Genomic DNA, 20307 nt, shown 5'->3' on the forward strand with positions numbered 1-20307 from the left:
ACCGGTGCCTGTGGCACCGGTTTCCCCACCTCTGTAACCAGGCAGCGGCTGCCGCCAGGGATCGTGCGCTAGCCCTTCGCACCTGCCGTCGAATTCCTGATCTCGTGCAGAAATCAGCTCAGCCGTGAGCGACTGTGGACGACCTGCGCCTGGCAGTCGGCGGTCGTGACGTGCGTGGGATGGCCGGCCGACGGCAAGGCGCCGGTAGCCGATGGAGGCCCGGCAATCCTGCCATTGGTCGGCATACAGGTAAATTTCGTGACTCCACCGCTTTGCCCCGCGTAGGTTTGCGGCCACAATCTCGAAACTACTTTAAGTTCACTCGCGCCGCCGGCTCTGGCCGGGGCGTTGGATTCACTCTGTCCTCCGGCTTGCCGATGGGAAACTTTGCATGAAGCTGATCAAATCCACCACCCTCATTCTCTGCATGGGCGTGTCCGCCTGCAGTTCCTTCCAGGGCCAGGGCGACCAGGCCGCCGCGCCTGCCAAGCCGGGCAATGCCCAGGCCAGTACTGCCGCCAGTGGCGCGCACTGGTGGTGGCCCTTCGGCGGCAGCGAAAAGCCCGCCGAGCCGGTGAAGCCGGTCGCCAAGGCCGCCGAGCCCAAGGCCGAGGTCAAGGTTGCGGCCAAGGCGCCGGCGGCCAAGCCGGAGCAGGCCGCTGCGGGAGAGAAGGGTGGTCACTGGTGGTGGCCCTTCGGTAGCGAAGACGCCAAGCCGATGGCCAAGGCCGAGACCCTCAAGCCAGTACCCGTCAAGGTCAGCAAGGCCTGGCTGGACGATCACGAGCAGAAGCTGCGCGTCGCCGTGGCCGGCAGCAACGTCAAGATCGAACGTCGTGACGATGCCCTGGTGCTGGTGGCACCGGTCGACAGCTCCTTCAACCCGGATCGCGCGGAGATGCTGCTGCCGGTGATGCTCGGCCCGCTGTCCCGCTCGGCCAAGTCGGTGAGCGTTGACCAAGATAGCGCCGTCATCGTACTCGGCTTCAGCGACAGCACTGGCACTGCCGCGCTCAACGACAAGATCAGCCTGCAGCGGGCCCAGGCCGTGGCGGCGATCTTCCGTCTCAGCGGCTACACCGGCAATCGCCTCATCGTGCGTGGCCTGGCTGCGGCCCACCCGCGTGCCGACAACACCACCGCCGCCGGCCGCGCCGTCAATCGCCGGGTCGAGGTGCTCATCCAGCCGCGCGCGACCGTGCTGGCCAGCCTGCAGTCCCTGGCTACCCGCTAGGTCGGCAAAGCTTGTCCTGAAGCAGGCGAGCGGGGCGGGACTTGGTTAAGCTAGGTCGATACCGACCTAGCAGGAGACCTCCATGTCACCGTCCCTCGCCGATATGCGTCGCGACTACACCCGCGACGGCCTGACCGAAGCCCAGGCACCCGCTAATCCCTATGCCCTCTTCGGGCAGTGGTTCGAAGAGGCGGTGCGCACCGAGCAGCCGCCCGTCGAAGCCAATGCCTGCTGGCTCGCCACCGTCGATGGCGAAGGGCAACCCCATTGCCGCGTGTTGCTGCTCAAGGGCGTCGATGCCCAGGGCTTCGTCTTCTATACCAACTACGACAGCGCCAAGGGCCAGCAACTGGCGGCTCAGCCGCGGGCGGCCATGACCTTCTTCTGGCCGGCGCTGGAGCGTCAGGTGCGGATCGAGGGGCTGGTGGAGCAGGTCTCCGCCGAGGAGTCCGATGCCTACTACCGGGTCCGCCCGCTGGGCAGTCGCCTGGGCGCCTGGGCCTCGCCGCAGAGCCAGGTCATCGCCAATCGCTATGAGCTGGAGCAGCGCTTGACCGAGGTGCAGCAGCGGTTCGTCGACGGTGAACCCAGTCGCCCGCCGTTCTGGGGTGGCTATCGCCTCAAGCCGCAGCGCATCGAATTCTGGCAGGGGCGCTCCAGTCGCCTGCACGATCGCCTGGACTACCAGCGCACCGAAGACGGGTGGCAGCGCCAGCGACTGGCACCGTAGGACGGTAGCCTCGCGAACGGGCAGCAAGCGGATACGCGCTGCGCGCCGCCGCCGCGGTACCAGCGGTACTCAGGGATTCCGGGCATTGCCCAGGCCTGCCGGGATGGACGCGCAGCAGTTTTGCTGGTCATTCTTAAGGCGTTCGCAAGGTACCGTCGTTACAGTCGCCGGAAACCTCCCCGGATGCCCTGGGTCAAGGATAATAGAGATCCGTATCCTGAGGTCCGCCCACGCGGCCCCTTGTCTTTCATCTGCCTTTGGAGTTGCCTCATGAACAGAGTCCTACAACTCGCCGCTTCCCTGACCGCCGTCGCCCTGCTGGCAGGCTGCGCATCCGATCAGTCCGGCGACGTCTATTCGCGCGATGAGGCCAGGCAGGTACAGACCGTCCGCACCGGTACCATCACCGCGCTGCGCCCGGTCACCATCGAAGGCACCAAGTCGCCCATTGGTGCCGGTGCTGGCGCCGTGGTAGGCGGCATTGGCGGCAGTGCCATCGGCGGCGGTCGTGGCAGTTTCGTGACCGCCATCATCGGTGCGGTCGCCGGCGGCCTGCTGGGCTCGGCCACCGAAGAGGGCTTCACCAAGGCCAATGGCGTCGAGATCACCGTGAAGGAAGACGACGGCGGCTCGCGTGCCTATGTGCAGGCGGTCAACAAGGGCGAGATCTTCCGCGTCGGCGAGCGGGTTCGCATCCTGACCGTGAACGGCACCAGCCGCGTCGCGCCCAACTGATCGGCCTGACGTACCTTCGGGTACGTCCATGCCCTTCCAGAGCGGGTGTCCGAATCGCTAGACTGCGAATCGGACACCCGTTTGCGTTTTCGCCCGTAAATAGTTGTCGCCTGGGCGCAATGCCGCGCCCGGAGGTCGTCCTACAATCCCCCTCAGTCACCGCCGTGATCGGCAGGAGAAACCCCGATGTCCGCTTCTCAACCCAACGTGCAACGCGCCGCCTTCGATGAGGTGATGGTCCCGACCTACGCCCCTGCCGCGTTCATTCCGGTGCGAGGAGAGGGCTCCCGCGTCTGGGACCAGGCCGATCGCGAGTACGTGGATTTCGCCGGCGGCATCGCCGTCAGCGCCTTGGGCCACGGCCATCCGGCGCTGATCGACGCCCTGACCGAGCAGGCCGGCAAGCTCTGGCACGTCTCCAACATCTACACCAACGAGCCCGCCCTGCGTCTGGCGCGCAAGCTGGTGGATCACACCTTCGCCGACCGGGTGTTCTTCGCCAACTCCGGCGCGGAAGCCAACGAGGCGGCCTGCAAGCTGGCCCGTCGCTATGGCCATGACGTCAGCGGCGGCAGCCGCTACGAGATCGTCGCCGCCACCAATAGCTTCCACGGCCGTACCCTGTTCACCGTAAGCGTCGGTGGCCAGCCCAAGTATTCCGATGGTTTCGGTCCCAAGATCGAAGGCATCCGCCATGTGCCCTTCAACGACCTGGCCGCCCTCGAAGCCGTGGTGTCGGACAAGACCTGCGCCGTCATCCTCGAACCCATCCAGGGCGAGGGCGGCGTGCTGCCGGCCGCCCAGGCCTACCTCGAAGGCGCCCGCCGCCTGTGCGACGCCCAGGGCGCGCTGTTGATCTTCGACGAGGTGCAGAGCGGCGTTGGTCGTAGCGGTCATCTCTACGCCTACCAGCACTACGGCGTGGTGCCGGACATCCTCACCACCGCCAAGAGCATCGGCGGTGGCTTCCCGCTGGCGGCCATGCTGACCACTGACAAGGTCGCCCAGCATTTCAGCGCGGGCGTGCATGGCAGCACCTACGGCGGCAATCCGCTGGGCTGCGCCGTCGGCGCCGCGCTGCTGGACATCGTCGCCACGCCGGAAACCCTGGCTGGCGTAGCCGCTCGCCATCAGCGCTTTGTCGCCGGCCTGGAGCAGCTCAACGCCCGCTATAGCCTGTTCGAGCAGGTTCGCGGCCTGGGTCTGCTGATCGGCGCGGTGCTCAACGACAGCTGGAAGGGGCGTGCCAAGGACATCGTCACCGCCGCCAACGAGGAAGGCCTGATGATCCTCCAGGCCGGCCCGGACGTGCTGCGCATGGCGCCAAGCCTGATCATCCCCGAGGCGGACATCGACGAAGGCCTGGCCCGCCTGGATTGCGCCCTGGCGCGCCTCACCCAAGGCTAATCTCCGGACGCGGGACGCGTACCGCTGGCATCCAGGGATGGATCCGTACACAAGGAGTTCTCATGCTGGTAATGCGCCCTGCGCGCGCGGCGGATCTGCCCCTGGTCCAGCGGCTCGCCGCGGATAGCCCGGTTGGCGTCACCTCGCTGCCCGACAACCCCGAACGGTTGCGCGACAAGATCCGCACCTCGGAGTCGTCGCTGGCGGCCGAGGTGGGCTTTCATGGCGAGGAGAGCTATTTCTTCGTGCTCGAAGACACCACCAGCGGCGAGCTGCTGGGCTGTTCGGCCATCGTCGCCTCGGCGGGCTTCTCCGAACCCTTCTACAGCTTTCGCAACGAGACCTTCATCCATGCCTCGCGCGAGCTGAAGATCCACAACAAGGTGCATGTGCTGTCGCTCTGTCACGACCTGACCGGCAACAGCGTGCTGAGCAGCTTCTACGTCCAGCGCCCGCTGCTCGACACCCCCCACGCCGAACTCAACTCCCGTGCCCGGCTGCTGTTCATGGCCGCCCACCCGGCGCGTTTCGCCGAGACGGTGGTGGTGGAGATCGTCGGCCTGGCGGACGATGACGGCGAATCGCCGTTCTGGAACGGGGTAGGGCGCAACTTCTTCGACCTGGACTACACCACCGCCGAGCGGCTGTCCGGGCAGAGGAGCCGCACCTTTCTCGCCGAGTTGATGCCGACCTATCCGCTCTATGTGCCCCTGCTGCCCGACAGTGCTCAGGAAGCCATGGGCCAGGTGCACCCGCGCGCGCAGATTACCTTCGACATCCTCAGTCGCGAAGGCTTCGAGACCGACAACTACATCGACATTTTCGATGGCGGCCCGACCTTGCACGCCCGCACCACGGCCATCCGGTCCATCGCCGAGAGCCGTCTCGCACCGGTGAGCGAGGGCGCAGTGGCGCCCGAGGACGCGCCCTGGTTCCTGATCGCCAACGATGGCCTGGAGAATTTCCGGGCGCTGGCCACGCCACTGCGCTGGGCTCCCGGTGAGTCCGTCGTCCTTTCCCCCGAGCAGATCGCCACCCTGGAGATCGCCGAAGGCGACCGGGTTCGTCTGGTAGCGCTGTAGCCGACCCTAGCGTCTTTGGAGGTCCGATGATCGTCCGTCCCGTTACCCGTGCCGATGTGCCCGCGCTGCTGCAACTGGCGCAAGCGGCCGGTGCCGGTCTCACCACGCTGCCCGCCAGCGAAGAACGCCTGGCGCAGCGGGTGGAAAACGCCGAACGCAGTTTCCTGCAGCAGGCGCAGCCTGCCGATGCCGACTATCTCTTCGCCTTGGAAGACGAGGGTGAGGTCATCGGCATCGCCGGGATCGCCGCCGCCCTGGGGCTGCGCGAACCCTGGTACAACTACCGGGTCGGCCTGACGGTGAGCGCCTCGCGTGAACTGGACATCCACCGGCAGATTCCCACGCTGTTCCTGGCCAACGACATGACCGGCAGCTCCGAGCTCTGCTCGCTGTTCCTGCGCGCCGATCGCCGTGGTGGGGCCGCCGGGCGGCTGCTGTCCAAGTCGCGCTTCCTGTTCATCGCCGAATTCCGCGAGCTGTTCGCCGAGCGCATCATCGCCGAATTGCGCGGCATGTCCGACGGTAACGGCCAGTCGCCGTTCTGGGAGGGCCTGGGCCGGCATTTCTTCAAGATGGAATTCTCCCAGGCGGACTATCTCACCGGCATCGGCAACCGCGGCTTCATCGCCGAACTCATGCCGCGCTTTCCGCTGTACACCTGCTTCCTGTCGCAAGAGGCGCGTCAGGTGATCGGGCGGGTGCACCCGGACACCGAGGCGGCTCGTCGGCTGCTGGAGGCCGAGGGCTTCAACTACCAGGGCTACGTCGACATCTTCGACGCTGGCCCGACCCTGGAGGCGGAAACCGCCAAGGTGCGGGCGATCCGTGACAGCCAGCGCCTGGTGCTGGCGGTGGGTACGCCTGGCGATGACGCTGAGGTCTATCTGATCCACAACCGCAAATGTCAGGACTGCCGCATCACCAGCGCCCGTGCTCGCCTGGCGGCCGGCACCCTGGTGGTCGACCTGGCCACCGCCCGCGAGCTGCGGCTGATGGCCGGCGCCCAGGTGCGCGCCGTGCGCCTGATGCCTTGAGGAGACGTCATGGATAGCCTCTATATCGCTGGTCAGTGGCGCCCCGGGCGGGGCGAGGTATTCAGCTCCGTCGATCCCTATGACGGCATCCCGCTCTGGCAGGGCGCGGCGGCGGACGCGGACGACGTCGATCAGGCCATTGCCGCCGCGCGCGAGGCCTTTCCGACCTGGGAAAGCCGCGGGCCGGCCGCTCGTCTGGCCATCCTGCAGGCCTTTGCCCAGGTGCTGCAGGCTCGCCGTGCAACCCTGGGGCGCGCCCTGGCCGAGGAGACCGGCAAACCCCTGTGGGAAGCCGATACCGAGATCGGCAGCATGATCGCCAAGGTGGCCATCTCCGCCCAGGCGGAAGCCGCGCGCAGCGGCGAACGTGCGGCGACGGTAGCCGATGCACGCAGCGTGACGCGCCATCGTCCCCATGGCGTCCTGGGGGTCTTCGGCCCCTACAACTTTCCCGGCCATCTGCCCAATGGGCATATCGTGCCGGCGCTGCTGGCCGGCAATACGCTGGTGTTCAAGCCTAGCGAGCTGACGCCGCGCTTCGCTGCCCTGACCCTGGATTGCTGGATCGCCGCCGGGCTGCCAGCGGGCGTGCTCAACCTGATTCAAGGGGGGCGTGCCACGGGTGAGGCCCTGGCCGCGCATCCCGGTCTGGACGGTATCCTCTTCACCGGTTCCAGCGCCACGGGCGCGGCCCTGCACCGCCTCAATGCGGACCGTCCGCAGCGGCTGCTGGCCCTGGAGATGGGCGGCAACAATCCGCTGGTGGTGGCGCCGGTGGCCGATCTGGACGCCGCCGTGGTGACCATCGTTCAGTCGGCCTTCCTTTCCGCCGGGCAGCGCTGCACCTGTGCCCGTCGCCTGCTCGTGCCCCAGGGTGACTGGGGCGATGCGCTGCTGGCGCGTCTGGCAAGCGTCAGCGCGGGTCTCAGTACCGGCCGCTTCGACGCCGATCCGGTGCCTTTCATGGGCACCGTCATCTCCCTCGCCGCTGCCCAGACCCTGCTGCGGACTCAGGCCCAGCGCCTGGCGCAGGGTGGCCGCGCGCTGCTGGAGATGCGTCAGCCGGATGCGACGCGCGCGCTGCTTACCCCGGGCATCCTCGATGTCTCGGGGATCCCTGAATTGCCCGACGAGGAAGTCTTCGGGCCGCTGCTGCAGGTCCAGCGCTATACGGACTTTGACCATGCCCTGGCGCTGGCCAACGCCACCCGCTTCGGCCTCGCGGCCGGGTTGCTGGCCGACGATCCGGCCACCTACGAACGGTTCTGGCAGGGCGTGCGCGCCGGCATCGTTAACTGGAATCGTCCGCTTACCGGTGCGGCCAGCGCGGCGCCCTTCGGCGGCGTCGGCGCCTCTGGCAATCATCGTCCCAGCGCCTACTACGCCGCGGACTACTGCGCCTTCCCGGTCGCCTCGCTGGAGAGCGACGCCCTGAGCCTGCCTGCCCAATTGCCCCCAGGATTACACCTATGAGTCACCTCGCTCTCGCTGCTCGGGAGGTCAACTTCGACGGCCTGGTCGGTCCGACCCACAACTATGCGGGCCTGTCCTATGGCAACGTGGCCTCCCAGGCCAGCAAGCAGCAGTGTTCGAATCCGCGCGAGGCGGCACGTCAGGGCCTGGCCAAGATGCAGGCGCTGATGGAGCTGGGCTTCGAGCAGGGGGTCCTCGCGCCCCACGAGCGGCCCGACATCGCCTCGCTGCGCCGCCTGGGCTTCGCCGGCAGCGATGCCCAGGTGCTGGAAAGCGCCGCGCGCGAAGCCTTGCCGCTGCTGCTGTCCGCCAGCTCCGCCTCGGCCATGTGGACCGCCAACGCCGCCACCGTCAGCCCCAGCGCCGACACCCATGATGGCCGGGTGCATTTCACCCCGGCCAACCTGGCCTGCAAATTTCACCGCAGCCTCGAACCGACCACCACGGCGCGCATCCTCCAGGCGATGTTTCGCGATCCCGCGCATTTCCAGCACCATGCGCCGCTGCCCTCGGTGGCCCAGTTCGGCGACGAGGGCGCGGCCAACCACACCCGCTTCAGCCACGACCACGGCGCCCCGGGCGTGGAGTTCTTCGTCTTTGGCCGTAGCGCCTTCGATCCGCGCTATCCCGAGCCCCATCGCTATCCGGCGCGCCAGACCCTGGAAGCCTCCCAGGCCATCGCCCGGCTGCACGGGCTGAGCGAGGAGGGCGTGGTGTTCGCCCAGCAGAATCCGGCGGTGGTGGACCAGGGCGTCTTCCACAACGACGTCATCTCGGTGGGCAACGCCCAGGTGCTGTTCCACCACGAAGACGCCTTTCTCGACAGCGACCGCGTGCTGGATGAACTGCAAGGCAAGCTCGCCCGGCGCGGCGGCCAGCTGCAGCGTCTCTGCGTGCGCCGCAGTGAGATCAGCGTCGGCGACGCCGTGCGTTCCTACCTGTTCAACAGCCAGTTGCTGGATCGGCCGGGGCAGGGCGCGCTGCTGGTGGTACCCGACGAGTGCCGGCAGAATCCGGCGGTGTGGGACTACCTGCAGGCCCAGGTCAATAGCGCGGGGCCCCTGGGCGAGGTCAAGGTGTTCGACCTCAAGCAAAGCATGCAGAACGGCGGCGGACCCGCCTGCCTGCGGTTGCGGGTGGCCCTCAAGCCCGACGAACTGGAGGCGGTGAATCCAGGGGTGCGCTTCACGCCGACGCTGCACACCCAACTGCTCGACTGGGTGGATCGCCACTACCGCGACCGCCTGGCGCCTGCGGATCTCGCCGATCCTCAACTGCTGGACGAGGTCCGCACTGCCCTCGACGAGCTGACCCAGTTGCTGGGCCTCGGCTCGGTCTATCCCTTTCAATTGCCCTGATGCCCGGAGTTTCCATGAGCGACCGTCTCGACCTGATCCTCGAACCTACCGCCGACGAGCAGCAGACGCTGCAAGTCCAGCGCCTGGCCATCCGCCTGGCCGGCCGCGACCTCTGGCTGGAAGCCGACGGCAGCGGCGGTCTCAACATCTTCGCCGACTCCCAGGACGACGAAGAGCAGACCCCGGTCCTGGTGCTGCGGCCCCAGGCCCTCAATGCCCTGGGCCTGTCCATCGCCCTGGAAACCTTCGCCGACGAAGGCGATGAGAATCATGTGCATGACGCCGATTGCGGTTGCGGCCACGATCATTGAGTATCTAGCTCCGACACGTCGCTCAGCGGAGTAGAGCATGGCTGCATCTGAACGTTATCGGTTGGCGCTTGGCCGCCTGCTGGACCTGACCCTGGCCGGCCGCGAGCCGACCGAGAAGATTCAACTGACTGCCGACGGCACCCGTCTCCACTGGCTGACCGAAGGCGTGCTGGAAGTCACTCCGCCGGTGGCGCGCGACAACCACCTGGACCTGCTGCTCTCGGCGGGTATCCATGGCAACGAGACGGCGCCCATGGAACTGCTCGACGAGTTGCTCGGCGGCATCGCCAGCGGAGCCCTGCGTCCCGCCTGCCGAATGCTGTTCATGTTCGGCAATCCCGATGCCATGCGCCGCGGCACCCGCTATGTCGAGCAGGATCTGAATCGCCTGTTCAATGGTCGCCATGCCCAGGCCGAAGGCTCCGAGGCCCAACGTGCCAACGATCTCGAGCGCCTGTCCGCGCAGTTCTTCAGCAAGCCTGATCGCGCCCGACTGCACTACGACCTGCACACCGCGCTGCGCGCCTCGGCGCTGCCGCGCTTCGCCCTCTATCCCTGGAGTGCCGGGCGCGAGCATTCGGAAGCCGAGTTGCAGCGCCTGGAAGCCGCCGGCATCGAAGCCGTGCTGCTCTATGACAAACCCGGTATCACCTTCAGCGCCTACACCTACGCCGAATGCCAGGCCGAAGCCCTGACCCTGGAGCTGGGCCAGGCCCGTCCCTTCGGCGAGAACAGCGAACTCGACCTGAGCCGCCTGCGGCTGCTGCTCGAAGCCCTGATCGAAGGCCGTGAAGCCGAACTGCCGCCGCCGGATTCCTCGCTGCTGAGATTCCGGGTCGCGCGCCAGGTGTACAAGTCCAGTCCGCGCTTCCAGCTGCACCTGGCCGACGACGTGGCCAACTTCTCGCCGCTGCGCCAGGGTTCGCTGCTGGCCGAGGATGGCAGCGAGCGCTGGATCGTCGACGAGGCCGAGGCGCGCATCATCTTCCCCAACCCCAAGGTCGCCGTCGGCCTGCGGGCCGGGCTCATCGTGGTCCCGGCATAAGGAGCGGCCTGCATGATCGATCTGCGCAGCGATACCGTCACCCAGCCCACGCCGGCCATGCGCCAGGCGATGCTGGACGCCGAACTCGGCGATGACGTCTATGGCGAAGACCCGACTGTCACCCGGCTGGAGCAGCGTCTGGCGGGCGATCTCGGCCTGGAGGCCGGACTCTTCGTGCCCAGCGGCACCATGAGCAATCTGCTCGGCCTGCTGGCGCACTGCGAGCGGGGCGACGAATACCTCGTCGGCCAGCAGGCCCACACCTACAAGTACGAAGGCGGGGGCGCCGCGGTGCTCGGCTCCATCCAGCCACAGCCCATCGAGATGGCCGCCGACGGCAGCCTGGACCTCGATCTCGTGCGCAGCTACATCAAGGCCGATGACTTCCACTTCGCCCGCACGCGATTGCTGGCGCTGGAAAACACCATGCACGGCAAGGTCCTGCCGCTGGCCTATCTGGCAGCGGCAAGGGCCTTCACCCGGGAACACGGCTTGGCCCTGCATCTGGACGGCGCGCGGCTGTACAACGCTGCGGTCAAGCTAGGCGTACCGGTGCGCGAGATCAGCCAGCATTTCGATTCGGTGTCGATATGTCTGTCCAAGGGCCTCGGTGCACCGGTGGGTTCGGTGCTCTGCGGCGATGCCGCCCTGATCATCAAGGCGCGTCGCTGGCGCAAGGTGGTCGGCGGCGGTATGCGCCAGGCCGGCCTGCTGGCTGCGGCGGGGCTGCATGCCCTCGATCACCAGGTCGAGCGCCTGGCCGAAGACCACGCCCATGCCGCTCAGCTCGGCACCGCCCTGGCCGAACTCGGCTACCAGGTGGAGCCGGTGCAGACCAATATGGTCTACCTCGCCATGGGTAACGAGGCGCCCGCCCTGCAGGCCTTCCTCGCCGAGCGCGGCATTCGTATCAGTCCGGCTCCACGCCTGCGGCTGGTCACCCATCTGGACGTCAGCGCCGCCGATATCGAGGCGGCCGTCGCCGCTTTCGCCGCCTACCGCCGCCGCTAAGTCTTCCGACGACGTTTTTCCTGCGCAACCGGGGCGACACCGGGGCGCAGGCGTCGATATACTCCCAGGCATGCGTGTCCGTTTTCCGCACGTGCCGCGTCTGCGGCGCCCGCTCCGTTCGTCTCGTCTGCGATCCAGTCGGATGCCCGTCACGCGCGTCGAAAAGCCCATTGTCTGGAATGAATATGAAAAGCGCCGAAATCCGTGAAGCCTTCCTCCGCTTCTTCGAAGAGAAGGGGCACACCCGGGTCGCCTCCAGTTCGCTGATCCCCGCGAACGATCCGACCCTGCTGTTCACCAACGCCGGTATGAACCAGTTCAAGGACTGCTTCCTCGGCATGGAAAAGCGCAGCTACACCCGCGCCGCCACCAGCCAGAAGTGCGTGCGCGCGGGCGGCAAGCACAACGACCTGGAGAACGTCGGCTACACGGCGCGTCACCACACCTTCTTCGAGATGCTGGGCAACTTCAGCTTCGGCGACTACTTCAAGCGCGACGCCATCACCTTCGCCTGGGAATTCCTCACCTCGCCGCAGTGGCTGGGTCTGCCCCGGGAAAAGCTCTGGGTCACCGTCTACGCCACTGATGACGAGGCCTACGACATCTGGACCAAGGAAGTCGGGGTGCCCGCGGCGCAGATGGTGCGCATCGGCGACAACAAGGGCGCGCCCTATGCGTCGGACAACTTCTGGACCATGGGCGACACCGGTCCCTGTGGCCCCTGCACCGAGATCTTCTTCGACCATGGCCCCGAGATCTGGGGCGGCCCGCCCGGTTCGCCGGAAGAAGACGGTGATCGCTACATCGAGATCTGGAACAACGTCTTCATGCAGTTCAATCGCACCGCCGACGGCGTCCTGCATCCGCTGCCGGCGCCCAGCGTCGACACCGGCATGGGCCTGGAGCGAGTAAGCGCTGTGCTGCAGCACGTGCATTCGAACTACGAGATCGACCTGTTCCAGAATCTGCTGGCGGCTTCGGCCGAGGCCATCGGCTGCGCCAACGACGAGGCCCCGTCGCTCAAGGTGGTGGCCGACCACATCCGTTCCTGCAGCTTCCTCATCGCCGACGGCGTGCTGCCGTCCAATGAAGGCCGCGGCTACGTGCTGCGTCGCATCATTCGCCGCGCCTGCCGCCACGGCAACAAGCTGGGCGCCAAGGGCACCTTCTTCCACAAGATCGTCGCCGCCCTGGTGGCCGAGATGGGTCAGGCCTATCCCGAGCTGGTCCAGCAGCAGGCGCACATCGAGCGCGTGCTGCGCACCGAGGAAGAACAGTTCGCCAAGACCCTGGAGCAAGGCCTGAAGATCCTCGAACAGGATCTGGCGCAGCTTCAGGGCGACACCATCCCCGGTGACGTGGTGTTCAAGCTCTATGACACCTACGGCTTCCCTGTGGACCTGACCAACGACATCGCCCGCGAGCGCAACCTGAACCTCGACGAGGCCGGCTTCGAACGCGAGATGGAGGCCCAGCGCGAGCGGGCTCGTTCCGCCAGCGCCTTTGGCGTGGACTACAACAGCCTGGTCAAGGTCGAGGGCGAAACCCGCTTCCTGGGCTACGACACCACCAGCGCCTCGGGCACCATCGTCGCCCTCTACCGTGCCGGTCAGCCGGTCGATAGCCTGGCCGAAGGCGAGGAGGGCGTGGTCATCCTCGACCAGACGCCGTTCTACGGTGAATCCGGTGGCCAGGTTGGTGATACCGGGACCCTGGAAAGCGCCGGCGTCGGCTTTGCCGTGCGTGACACCACCAAGACCCAGGGTGCCTTCCTCCACCATGGCGTGGTGACCAAGGGCAGCCTCAACGTCGGCACCGCGCTCATGGCCCAGGTCGACGCCAGCCGCCGCCAGGGCATCGCCCTGAACCACTCCGGTACCCACCTGCTGCACGCCGCGCTGCGCCAGGTGCTGGGCGATCACGTCCACCAGAAGGGCTCCCTGGTCAACGACCAGCGCCTGAGATTCGACTTCAGCCACTTCGAGGCCATCAAGCCCGAGGAGCTCAAGCGCATCGAGACCATCGTCAACGAAGAGATCCGCAAGAACAGCGCCGTGACCACCGAGGTCATGGCCATCGACGAGGCCAAGGCCCGCGGCGCCATGGCGCTGTTCGGCGAAAAATATGGCGATGTGGTGCGCGTGGTCGGTATGGGCGGTGAATTCTCCGTCGAGCTGTGCGGTGGTACCCACGTCGCCCAGACCGGCGACATCGGCCTGCTCAAGCTGGTCAGCGAAGGCGGCGTGGCCTCCGGCGTGCGCCGCGTGGAAGCCATCACCGGCACCGCGGCCCTGGCCTATCTCAACGGCGCCGAGGAACAGCTGCGCGAAGCCGCCAGCCTGCTCAAGGGCAGCCGCGACAACGTGCTGGACAAGCTGGCCGCGCTGGTCGAGCGCAATCGCCAGCTGGAGAAGGAAATCGAGCAGCTCAAGGCCAAGGCCGCCAGTGCTTCGGCCGGCGACCTGGTAGACCAGGCGGTGGCGGTCAAGGGCGCCAAGGTCCTGACCGCACGCCTGGATGGCCTCGACGGCAAGGCGCTGCTGGCGCTGGTCGATCAGCTGAAGAACAAGCTGGGCAGCGGCATGATCCTGCTGGGCGGCGAAGCCGACGGCAAGGTGGTGCTGGTCGCCGGCGTCACCGCTGACCTGACCGCCAAGCTCAAGGCCGGCGAGCTGATGAAGCGCGCCGCGGCCGTGGTCGGGGGCAAGGGTGGTGGTCGTCCGGACATGGCCCAGGGCGGCGGCACCGATGCCAGCCAGCTGGATGCGGCCCTGGCCTGTGCCGGTCAGTACGCCGAGGAAAGTCTCTAAGAGCGCTACGGGTCGCCGGGGAGGGCGGCCCGCTTCCTCCCTCAACAACTTGAATCAGATTTTTCTGCGGACGGGCAGCAAGCAATGGCATTGATCGTACAGAAATTCGGCGGTACCTCGGTGGGTACGGTGGAGCGTATCGAGCAGGTCGCCGACAAGGTGAAACGCTTCCACGAAGCAGGTGACCAGATCGTCGTGGTGGTGTCGGCCATGAGCGGCGAGACCAACCGTTTGATCGGCCTCGCCAAGCAGATCATGGAGCAACCCGATCCGCGCGAGCTGGATGTCATGGTTTCCACGGGTGAGCAGGTCACCATCGGTCTGCTGACCATGGCGCTGCTCAAGCGCGGCGTCCAGGCGGTCTCCTACACGGGCAGCCAGGTGCGCATCCTTACCGACAGCGCGCACACCAAGGCACGTATCCAGCAGATCGACGATGCCCGCATCCGCGCCGACCTCAAGGCACGCAAGGTCGTGGTCGTAGCCGGCTTCCAGGGCGTCGACGAGCAGGGCAACATCACCACCCTGGGCCGTGGTGGCTCCGACACCACGGGCGTGGCCCTGGCGGCCGCGCTGAAGGCCGACGAATGCCAGATCTACACCGACGTCGACGGCGTCTACACCACCGATCCGCGCGTGGTGCCCCAGGCCCAGCGGCTGGACAAGATCACCTTCGAGGAAATGCTGGAAATGGCCAGCCTCGGCTCCAAGGTGCTGCAGATCCGCTCGGTGGAATTCGCCGGCAAATACAACGTGCCGCTGCGCGTGCTGCACAGCTTTCAGGAGGGTCCGGGCACCCTCATTACCCTTGATGAAGAGGAATCCATGGAACAGCCGATCATCTCCGGCATCGCCTTCAACCGTGACGAAGCCAAGCTGACCATTCGCGGTGTGCCGGATACCCCCGGCGTGGCCTTCAAGATCCTCGGCCCGATCAGCGCGGCCAACATCGAAGTCGACATGATCGTGCAGAACGTCGCGCACGATAACACCACCGACTTCACCTTCACCGTGCACCGCAACGACTACCAGGCGGCCCTGGAGATCCTCAAGCGCACCGGTGTCGAGATCGGTGCCCGTGAGTCCGTGGGCGACATCAAGATCGCCAAGGTCTCCATCGTCGGCGTCGGCATGAGATCCCATGCCGGGGTAGCCAGCCAGATGTTCGAAGCCCTGGCCAAGGAGAGCATCAACATCCAGATGATCTCCACCTCCGAGATCAAGGTCTCGGTGGTCATCGAGGAGAAATACCTGGAGCTGGCCGTCCGCGCGCTGCACACCGCTTTCGAACTCGACGCCCCCGCACGCGGCGTGGAGTGACCCTGCAAGCGAGGTCCCTGCCACAGGGGCCTCATCTATCGCCCCGGTCTGCGGAACTTTACTTGCATGGACAGAGGTCAATAGCGACTAGAAGGTCCATTCAGGGATCGTTTCGGCTTTTACGTGCAGACTGGGTTAAACGCTCAAGGAGAATGGAATGCTTATTTTGACTCGTCGGGTTGGTGAGACCCTGATGGTTGGTGACGAAGTCACTGTGACGGTGCTGGGAGTCAAGGGCAACCAGGTCCGTATCGGCGTCAATGCACCCAAGGAAGTCGCGGTTCATCGCGAGGAAATCTACCAGCGCATCCAGAAGGAAAAGGACCAAGAACCAAACCACTGATTTTTTTTGAATTTTTCTCTTTGCAAACGGGCAAACCTTCGATATAGTTTCGCCCCGTTGCGGTGAGGTGGCCGAGTGGCCGAAGGCGCTCCCCTGCTAAGGGAGTACACCTCAAAAGGGTGTCGAGGGTTCGAATCCCTCCCTCACCGCCATTTGCTTCAAACTGGCTCCGCTGTACTGACCAAATGGTAAGTACCTGATAAACAAGCAAATTTGCTTGACACGTCAGAAACGGAAGCTAGAATACGCAGCTTCAACGCACTCGTAGCTCAGCTGGATAGAGTACTCGGCTACGAACCGAGCGGTCGGAGGTTCGAATCCTCCCGAGTGCGCCAAATCGACGAAGCCTCTGGCTTCAGCAGTACCAGCGGTGTTCTGGCTAAACTCACCGAAACGCACTCGTAGCTCAGCTGGATAGAGTACTCGGCTACGAACCGAGCGGTCGGAGGTTCGAATCCTCCCGAGTGCGCCAAACATGAAGAAGGGCCTGCAGCGATGCAGGCCCTTTTTTATTGCCTGCGGATTCATGCGAATATCCGCGGCCATCCATCGCGCCGCGGCCGCCACCGGCCCGGTCAGTGTTTTTTCGGATATCGCCCGCGAGAGGGTCGCATCATGCAGTGGGACCGACCGACTCCCCATCTCCTGCCGCTGCGCATCGGTGCCGAGCACATCGATGGCCTGGGCCATGCCAACAATGCCGTCTACGTGAGCTGGCTCGAACAGTGTGCCTGGCAGCACTCGGCTGCACTGGGCCTGGATCTCGCCACCTTCCAGCGCCTGGACCGTGCCATGGCCGTGGTGCGCCACGAGATCGACTACCTCAGCAGTGGTTACCAGGACGACGAGCTGATGCTGGGCACCTGGCTGGTGGACTGGGATCGCCGCCTGCGTATGACCCGCCAGTTTCAGCTGCAGCGTCCGGCGGACGGCGTGACCCTGTTGCGCGCCCGGACGACCTTCGTCTGCATCGAGCTATCCTCCGGCAAGCCCAAGCGCATGCCGCCCGAGTTCCTGGCCGGTTATGGCCAGGCGCTGCCCAGCGAGGACGTCTGAGCATGGAGATCGCCCTGGCGCCCATGGAAGGCCTCGTCGACGACATCCTGCGCGAATTGCTGACCGAGGTCGGCGGGCTCGACTGGTGCGTGAGCGAATTCATTCGCGTCTGTGATCGCCTGCTGCCGGCAGCGGCCTTCGCCAAGCTGGCTCCGGAGCTGGGGCAGGGCGCGCGGACACCTTCGGGTACCCCCATGCGGGTGCAACTGCTGGGCTCGGATCCAGCCTGCCTGGCCGACAACGCAGCCTTCGCCTGCACCCTGGGCGCACCGGTGATCGACCTCAACTTCGGCTGCCCGGCCAAGACCGTGAACAAGTCCCGTGGCGGCGCGGTGCTGCTCAAGGAGCCAGAGCTGCTCAACCGGATCGTCGAGAGCGTCCGCCAGGCCGTTCCGGCGGCCATTCCGGTCACCGCCAAGATGCGTCTGGGCTACGACAGCCCGAACAGTGCCCTGGCCTGTGCCGAGGCCCTGGCAGCCGGTGGCGCGTCGCAACTGGTGGTCCATGCGCGGACCAAGGTGGAAGGCTATCGCCCGCCCGCACATTGGGAATGGGTGGCACGGGTGGCCGATCGAGTCGCCGTGCCGGTACTGGCCAATGGCGAGATCTGGACCCTGGACGATTACTGGCGCTGCCGCAGCGTCAGCGGGCAGGCGTCGGTGATGCTGGGCCGAGGCCTGGTCTCCCGGCCCGATCTGGCGCTGCAGATCGCCGCGTCCGTGCGCGGTGAAGAGGCCACCCCCCAGAGTTGGGCAGAGATCCTGCCCCTGGTGCAGCGCTTCTGGTTGATGGCGCAACGCAAGCTGGCGCCACGCTATGCGCCCGGACGACTCAAGCAGTGGCTGGGCATGCTGACGCGCAGCTACCCCGAGGCCGCAGCGCTGTTCGCCCAGGTGCGCCGCGAATCCGATTGCGCGCTGATCGACGGCTTGCTGGGCATGGCTGGGCAAAACCCGGCCAGTCTTGATCTCGATCAAGAACGCCTGCTGCAACCTGTATAGGCTGCAATGGGTGGTGACGACGGAGCGTCGTCACTCGAGCACGCAAGGCACTTCAGGCGACCTAGGGTCGCCTTTTTTTCGTCTGGGCACTGACCGGAACTTCGCCTGGGCCGTGCGGCCTATGCTGGATCCCCTGCAATCCAAGAGTCGCCGTGCGCCTACCCTGGACGGTCTTTCTCGCACCTTCGCCCGCGGCGCTGGTCTTCGCCGGCAAGACCCTGTTCGCCGCCGCCCTGGCGCTCTGGCTGGCCTTTCGCTTCAGCCTCGAACAACCGGTCTGGGCCTGCATGACGGTGATGATCGTCTCCCAGCCGCTGTCGGGTATGGTGTTGGCCAAGGGACTGTTCCGCCTGCTGGGTACCATGGCGGGTACCTGCATGGCGGTGGTGCTCATGGCCTTCTTCGCCCAGACGCCCTGGCTGTTCCTGCTGGCCCTGGCGGGCTGGATGGCGCTGTGCACGGCGGCCTCGACCCTGTTGCGCAACCACTTCTCCTATGGCTTCGTGCTGGCCGGCTATACGGTCGCCATCATCGGTCTGCCCGCCATCGCCCATCCGCTGACGGTGTTCGATCAGGCGGTAGCCCGCTGTACCGAGATCTGCCTGGGTATCGTGGTGGCCTCGGCGGTGAGCGCCCTGATCTGGCCACAGCGAGTGGAGCAGAATCTGGCCGCCCAGGCGCGGCGTACCTGGGAGCAGGGCGTGGCCGCCGCGCGGGCGGAGCTGGCCGAGGCCCAGGATGCCACCCAGGGCCTGCTGGCCATGCTCGGCCAGGTGGTAGCGGTGGATGCCCAGCGTGACCATGCGTGGTTCGAAGGGCAGCGTGGTCGGCAGCGCGCCAGGGCGCTACGACTGCTTTCACGGGATCTGCTCAGCCTGTTGCGTACGGCCCGCGGTGCCATGCGCCAGTGGCGCGGCCTGGGGGAGGCCCAGCGCGCCGTCCTGCAGCCCTGGCGCGACGAAATGCTCGTGGCCCTGGCCGACCCCCAGGCTGAGGTGCTGGAGACCCTCCTGCAGCGTCTGAGGGCGGCAGCCGGTACCACCACATCGCTGGACAACGACCAGCGCTACCTGCTCGCCCGTTTCGCCATCCTGCTGGACAAGATCCAGCAGGCCGGTCGCGCCCTGGACAGCGTCCATACCGCGCAGCTCAGTGCCGTGGCACCCTCGGCCCTGGCCCGCCATCGCGACCTGCAGACGGCGCTGCTCTATGGCCTGCGCAGTGCCTGTGCGCTGCTGGGCGTCGGGGTGTTCTGGCTGGCCAGTGCCTGGCCGTCGGCACCCGGTGCCATGCTCATGGCCGGTGTCATCTGCAGCCTGTTCGCCAACCGCGACAATGCCGCCACCATAGGGCTCGGTTTCCTGCGCGGCATTCTCTATGCGGCGCCGGTCGCCATCCTCATCAGCCAGGTGTTGCTGCCACAGATCACCGGCTATCCGCTGTTGTGTTTGGTATTGGGCGTGCCCCTGTTCTTCGCCGCCCTGGGCATGGCCGGTCCGCCCAGCGTGGTGGGGACGGCAACGGCCTTCGCCATTCACCTGCTGGTGCTGGTGTCGCCGAGCAACCAGGGCCACGTGGAGATGGGCGTCTTGCTCAACCAGCTGCAGAGCCTCTTGATCGGCGTGGGTTTCGCCGTGCTGGTGTTCCGCCTGATCAGCCTGCGTACGCCGCGACGGACCAGCCGCCGCATCCTCGAAGCCACCACCTACGATCTGCAGCGACTGGCCTCGGTGCCCCTGGCCAATGCCGAGACCTGGTTCGGGGGGCGCATGGCGGATCGCCTGCTACTCCTGGCGCGACATATCGAGCAGTTGTCGGCGAGCGAGCGCGGGCGCTGGGAGCAGGGCTTGCTGGCACTGGACCTGGGCAACGAATTGCTGCATCTGCGGGCCTGTCTGGCAGGTGCGCAGGGCAACGTCGCTCAGGCGCGGGACGTCTTTCTGGCGCGCTTTACCGAGCAGTTGGCCGTAGGCTTCGGCAATCTGCAGTCCGGTGCCCTGGATACAGCGGCGGATCGCCTGCGCCAGGCGCTGGAGCAGGCCGCTGACGACGAGCCGCATCGACTGGCGCGCGGCGCCATCGGGCAGCTTCAGCAGACCTGGCGCAGCTGTTGTCTGAAGGCGATAGCGGAGGAGGGCACGGATGAATCTGCATGAATGGGCCATTGGCGGGGTCTACCTGGGCCCACTGTTCGTCTATGGCGTCCTGGCGCTGCTGCTGACGGCCCTGTCGATGTGGCTGCTGCAGCGCAGCCGGCTCGGGCGCCAGCTGTGGCACAGCGCCCTGTTCGGCTGCGCGCTGTTCGTGCTCTGGCTGGCCGGCATCGTCGCTGTCCTGGCCACCTGAGCCTAACAACA

The 20307-nt window shown here is 66.4% G+C and carries 18 protein-coding genes and 3 tRNA genes; all 21 read left to right on the forward strand.

Translation table 11 applies throughout. From position 1 onward, the window contains the following. Positions 1-391: 391 nt before the first annotated feature. The 21 genes from ACWPW1_RS08325 to ACWPW1_RS08425 all read left to right on the forward strand — a co-directional run bounded on the left by ACWPW1_RS08325 (position 392) and on the right by ACWPW1_RS08425 (position 20296). The gene (locus ACWPW1_RS08325; RefSeq protein ID WP_454252764.1) at positions 392-1234 is read left to right on the forward strand and encodes an OmpA family protein; all 843 of its coding nucleotides are present in this window, start codon (positions 392-394) and stop codon (positions 1232-1234) included. 82 nt (positions 1235-1316) lie between these two features. Continuing rightward, positions 1317-1964 (forward strand): pyridoxamine 5'-phosphate oxidase, encoded by a 648-nt coding sequence (gene pdxH, locus ACWPW1_RS08330; protein ID WP_454252765.1) that lies wholly within the window; start codon positions 1317-1319, stop codon positions 1962-1964. A gap of 270 nt (positions 1965-2234) precedes the next feature. Continuing rightward, the gene (locus tag ACWPW1_RS08335; protein ID WP_017639693.1) at positions 2235-2699 is read left to right on the forward strand and encodes an outer membrane lipoprotein; all 465 of its coding nucleotides are present in this window, start codon (positions 2235-2237) and stop codon (positions 2697-2699) included. 186 nt (positions 2700-2885) lie between these two features. Continuing rightward, entirely contained in the window at positions 2886-4106 is a 1221-nt protein-coding gene (locus ACWPW1_RS08340; protein ID WP_454252766.1) for an aspartate aminotransferase family protein, read from the forward strand. A 62-nt stretch (positions 4107-4168) separates the two neighbouring features. Further along, on the forward strand, positions 4169-5188 hold the full coding sequence (gene aruF, locus ACWPW1_RS08345; protein ID WP_059314285.1) for an arginine/ornithine succinyltransferase subunit alpha: 1020 nt from the start codon (positions 4169-4171) through the stop codon (positions 5186-5188). Between the two features lie 26 nt (positions 5189-5214). Further along, entirely contained in the window at positions 5215-6222 is a 1008-nt protein-coding gene (gene astA, locus ACWPW1_RS08350; protein ID WP_059314286.1) for an arginine N-succinyltransferase, read from the forward strand. Between the two features lie 9 nt (positions 6223-6231). Beyond that, on the forward strand, positions 6232-7695 hold the full coding sequence (gene astD / locus ACWPW1_RS08355) for a succinylglutamate-semialdehyde dehydrogenase (RefSeq protein ID WP_454252767.1): 1464 nt from the start codon (positions 6232-6234) through the stop codon (positions 7693-7695). Further along, positions 7692-9053 (forward strand): N-succinylarginine dihydrolase, encoded by a 1362-nt coding sequence (astB, locus tag ACWPW1_RS08360; protein WP_323148729.1) that lies wholly within the window; start codon positions 7692-7694, stop codon positions 9051-9053. The genes astD and astB overlap by 4 nt, the downstream gene beginning before the upstream one ends. A 14-nt stretch (positions 9054-9067) precedes the next feature. After that, complete coding sequence (locus ACWPW1_RS08365) at positions 9068-9364, forward strand: hypothetical protein (RefSeq protein ID WP_059314289.1); 297 nt, start codon at positions 9068-9070, stop codon at positions 9362-9364. Between the two features lie 37 nt (positions 9365-9401). Then, positions 9402-10409, forward strand: a complete 1008-nt coding sequence (gene astE / locus ACWPW1_RS08370) for a succinylglutamate desuccinylase (RefSeq protein ID WP_037063295.1) — start codon at positions 9402-9404, stop codon at positions 10407-10409. 12 nt (positions 10410-10421) lie between these two features. After that, a complete protein-coding gene (gene ltaE / locus ACWPW1_RS08375) occupies positions 10422-11420 on the forward strand; it encodes a low-specificity L-threonine aldolase (protein WP_454252768.1) in 999 nt (332 codons plus the stop codon). A 185-nt stretch (positions 11421-11605) separates the two neighbouring features. After that, positions 11606-14230 (forward strand): alanine--tRNA ligase, encoded by a 2625-nt coding sequence (alaS, locus tag ACWPW1_RS08380; RefSeq protein WP_323148730.1) that lies wholly within the window; start codon positions 11606-11608, stop codon positions 14228-14230. Between the two features lie 84 nt (positions 14231-14314). Continuing rightward, positions 14315-15550, forward strand: a complete 1236-nt coding sequence (locus tag ACWPW1_RS08385) for an aspartate kinase (protein WP_059314292.1) — start codon at positions 14315-14317, stop codon at positions 15548-15550. 157 nt (positions 15551-15707) lie between these two features. Further along, positions 15708-15893: a carbon storage regulator CsrA gene (csrA, locus tag ACWPW1_RS08390; protein WP_007159101.1), complete on the forward strand. Its 186-nt coding sequence runs from the start codon at positions 15708-15710 to the stop codon at positions 15891-15893. A 61-nt stretch (positions 15894-15954) separates the two neighbouring features. Then, a tRNA-Ser gene (locus ACWPW1_RS08395) sits at positions 15955-16045 on the forward strand. A gap of 106 nt (positions 16046-16151) precedes the next feature. Then, a tRNA-Arg gene (locus ACWPW1_RS08400) sits at positions 16152-16228 on the forward strand. 60 nt (positions 16229-16288) lie between these two features. After that, positions 16289-16365: transfer RNA gene (locus ACWPW1_RS08405), tRNA-Arg, on the forward strand. 143 nt (positions 16366-16508) lie between these two features. After that, complete coding sequence (locus ACWPW1_RS08410) at positions 16509-16949, forward strand: acyl-CoA thioesterase (RefSeq protein ID WP_454252769.1); 441 nt, start codon at positions 16509-16511, stop codon at positions 16947-16949. 2 nt (positions 16950-16951) lie between these two features. After that, positions 16952-17950, forward strand: coding sequence for a tRNA-dihydrouridine synthase (locus ACWPW1_RS08415; RefSeq protein ID WP_313648999.1), 999 nt, complete (start codon positions 16952-16954; stop codon positions 17948-17950). Between the two features lie 152 nt (positions 17951-18102). Then, entirely contained in the window at positions 18103-20106 is a 2004-nt protein-coding gene (locus tag ACWPW1_RS08420; RefSeq protein WP_454252770.1) for an FUSC family protein, read from the forward strand. Continuing rightward, positions 20093-20296 carry a DUF1656 domain-containing protein gene (locus ACWPW1_RS08425; protein ID WP_059314296.1) on the forward strand — a complete coding sequence of 68 codons (204 nt, stop codon included), beginning with the start codon at positions 20093-20095 and terminating at the stop codon, positions 20294-20296. Before ACWPW1_RS08420 ends, ACWPW1_RS08425 begins: the two co-directional genes overlap by 14 nt. Positions 20297-20307: the final 11 nt, after the last annotated feature.

It is taken from the genome of Pseudomonas sp. Marseille-Q7302 (assembly GCF_965111925.1).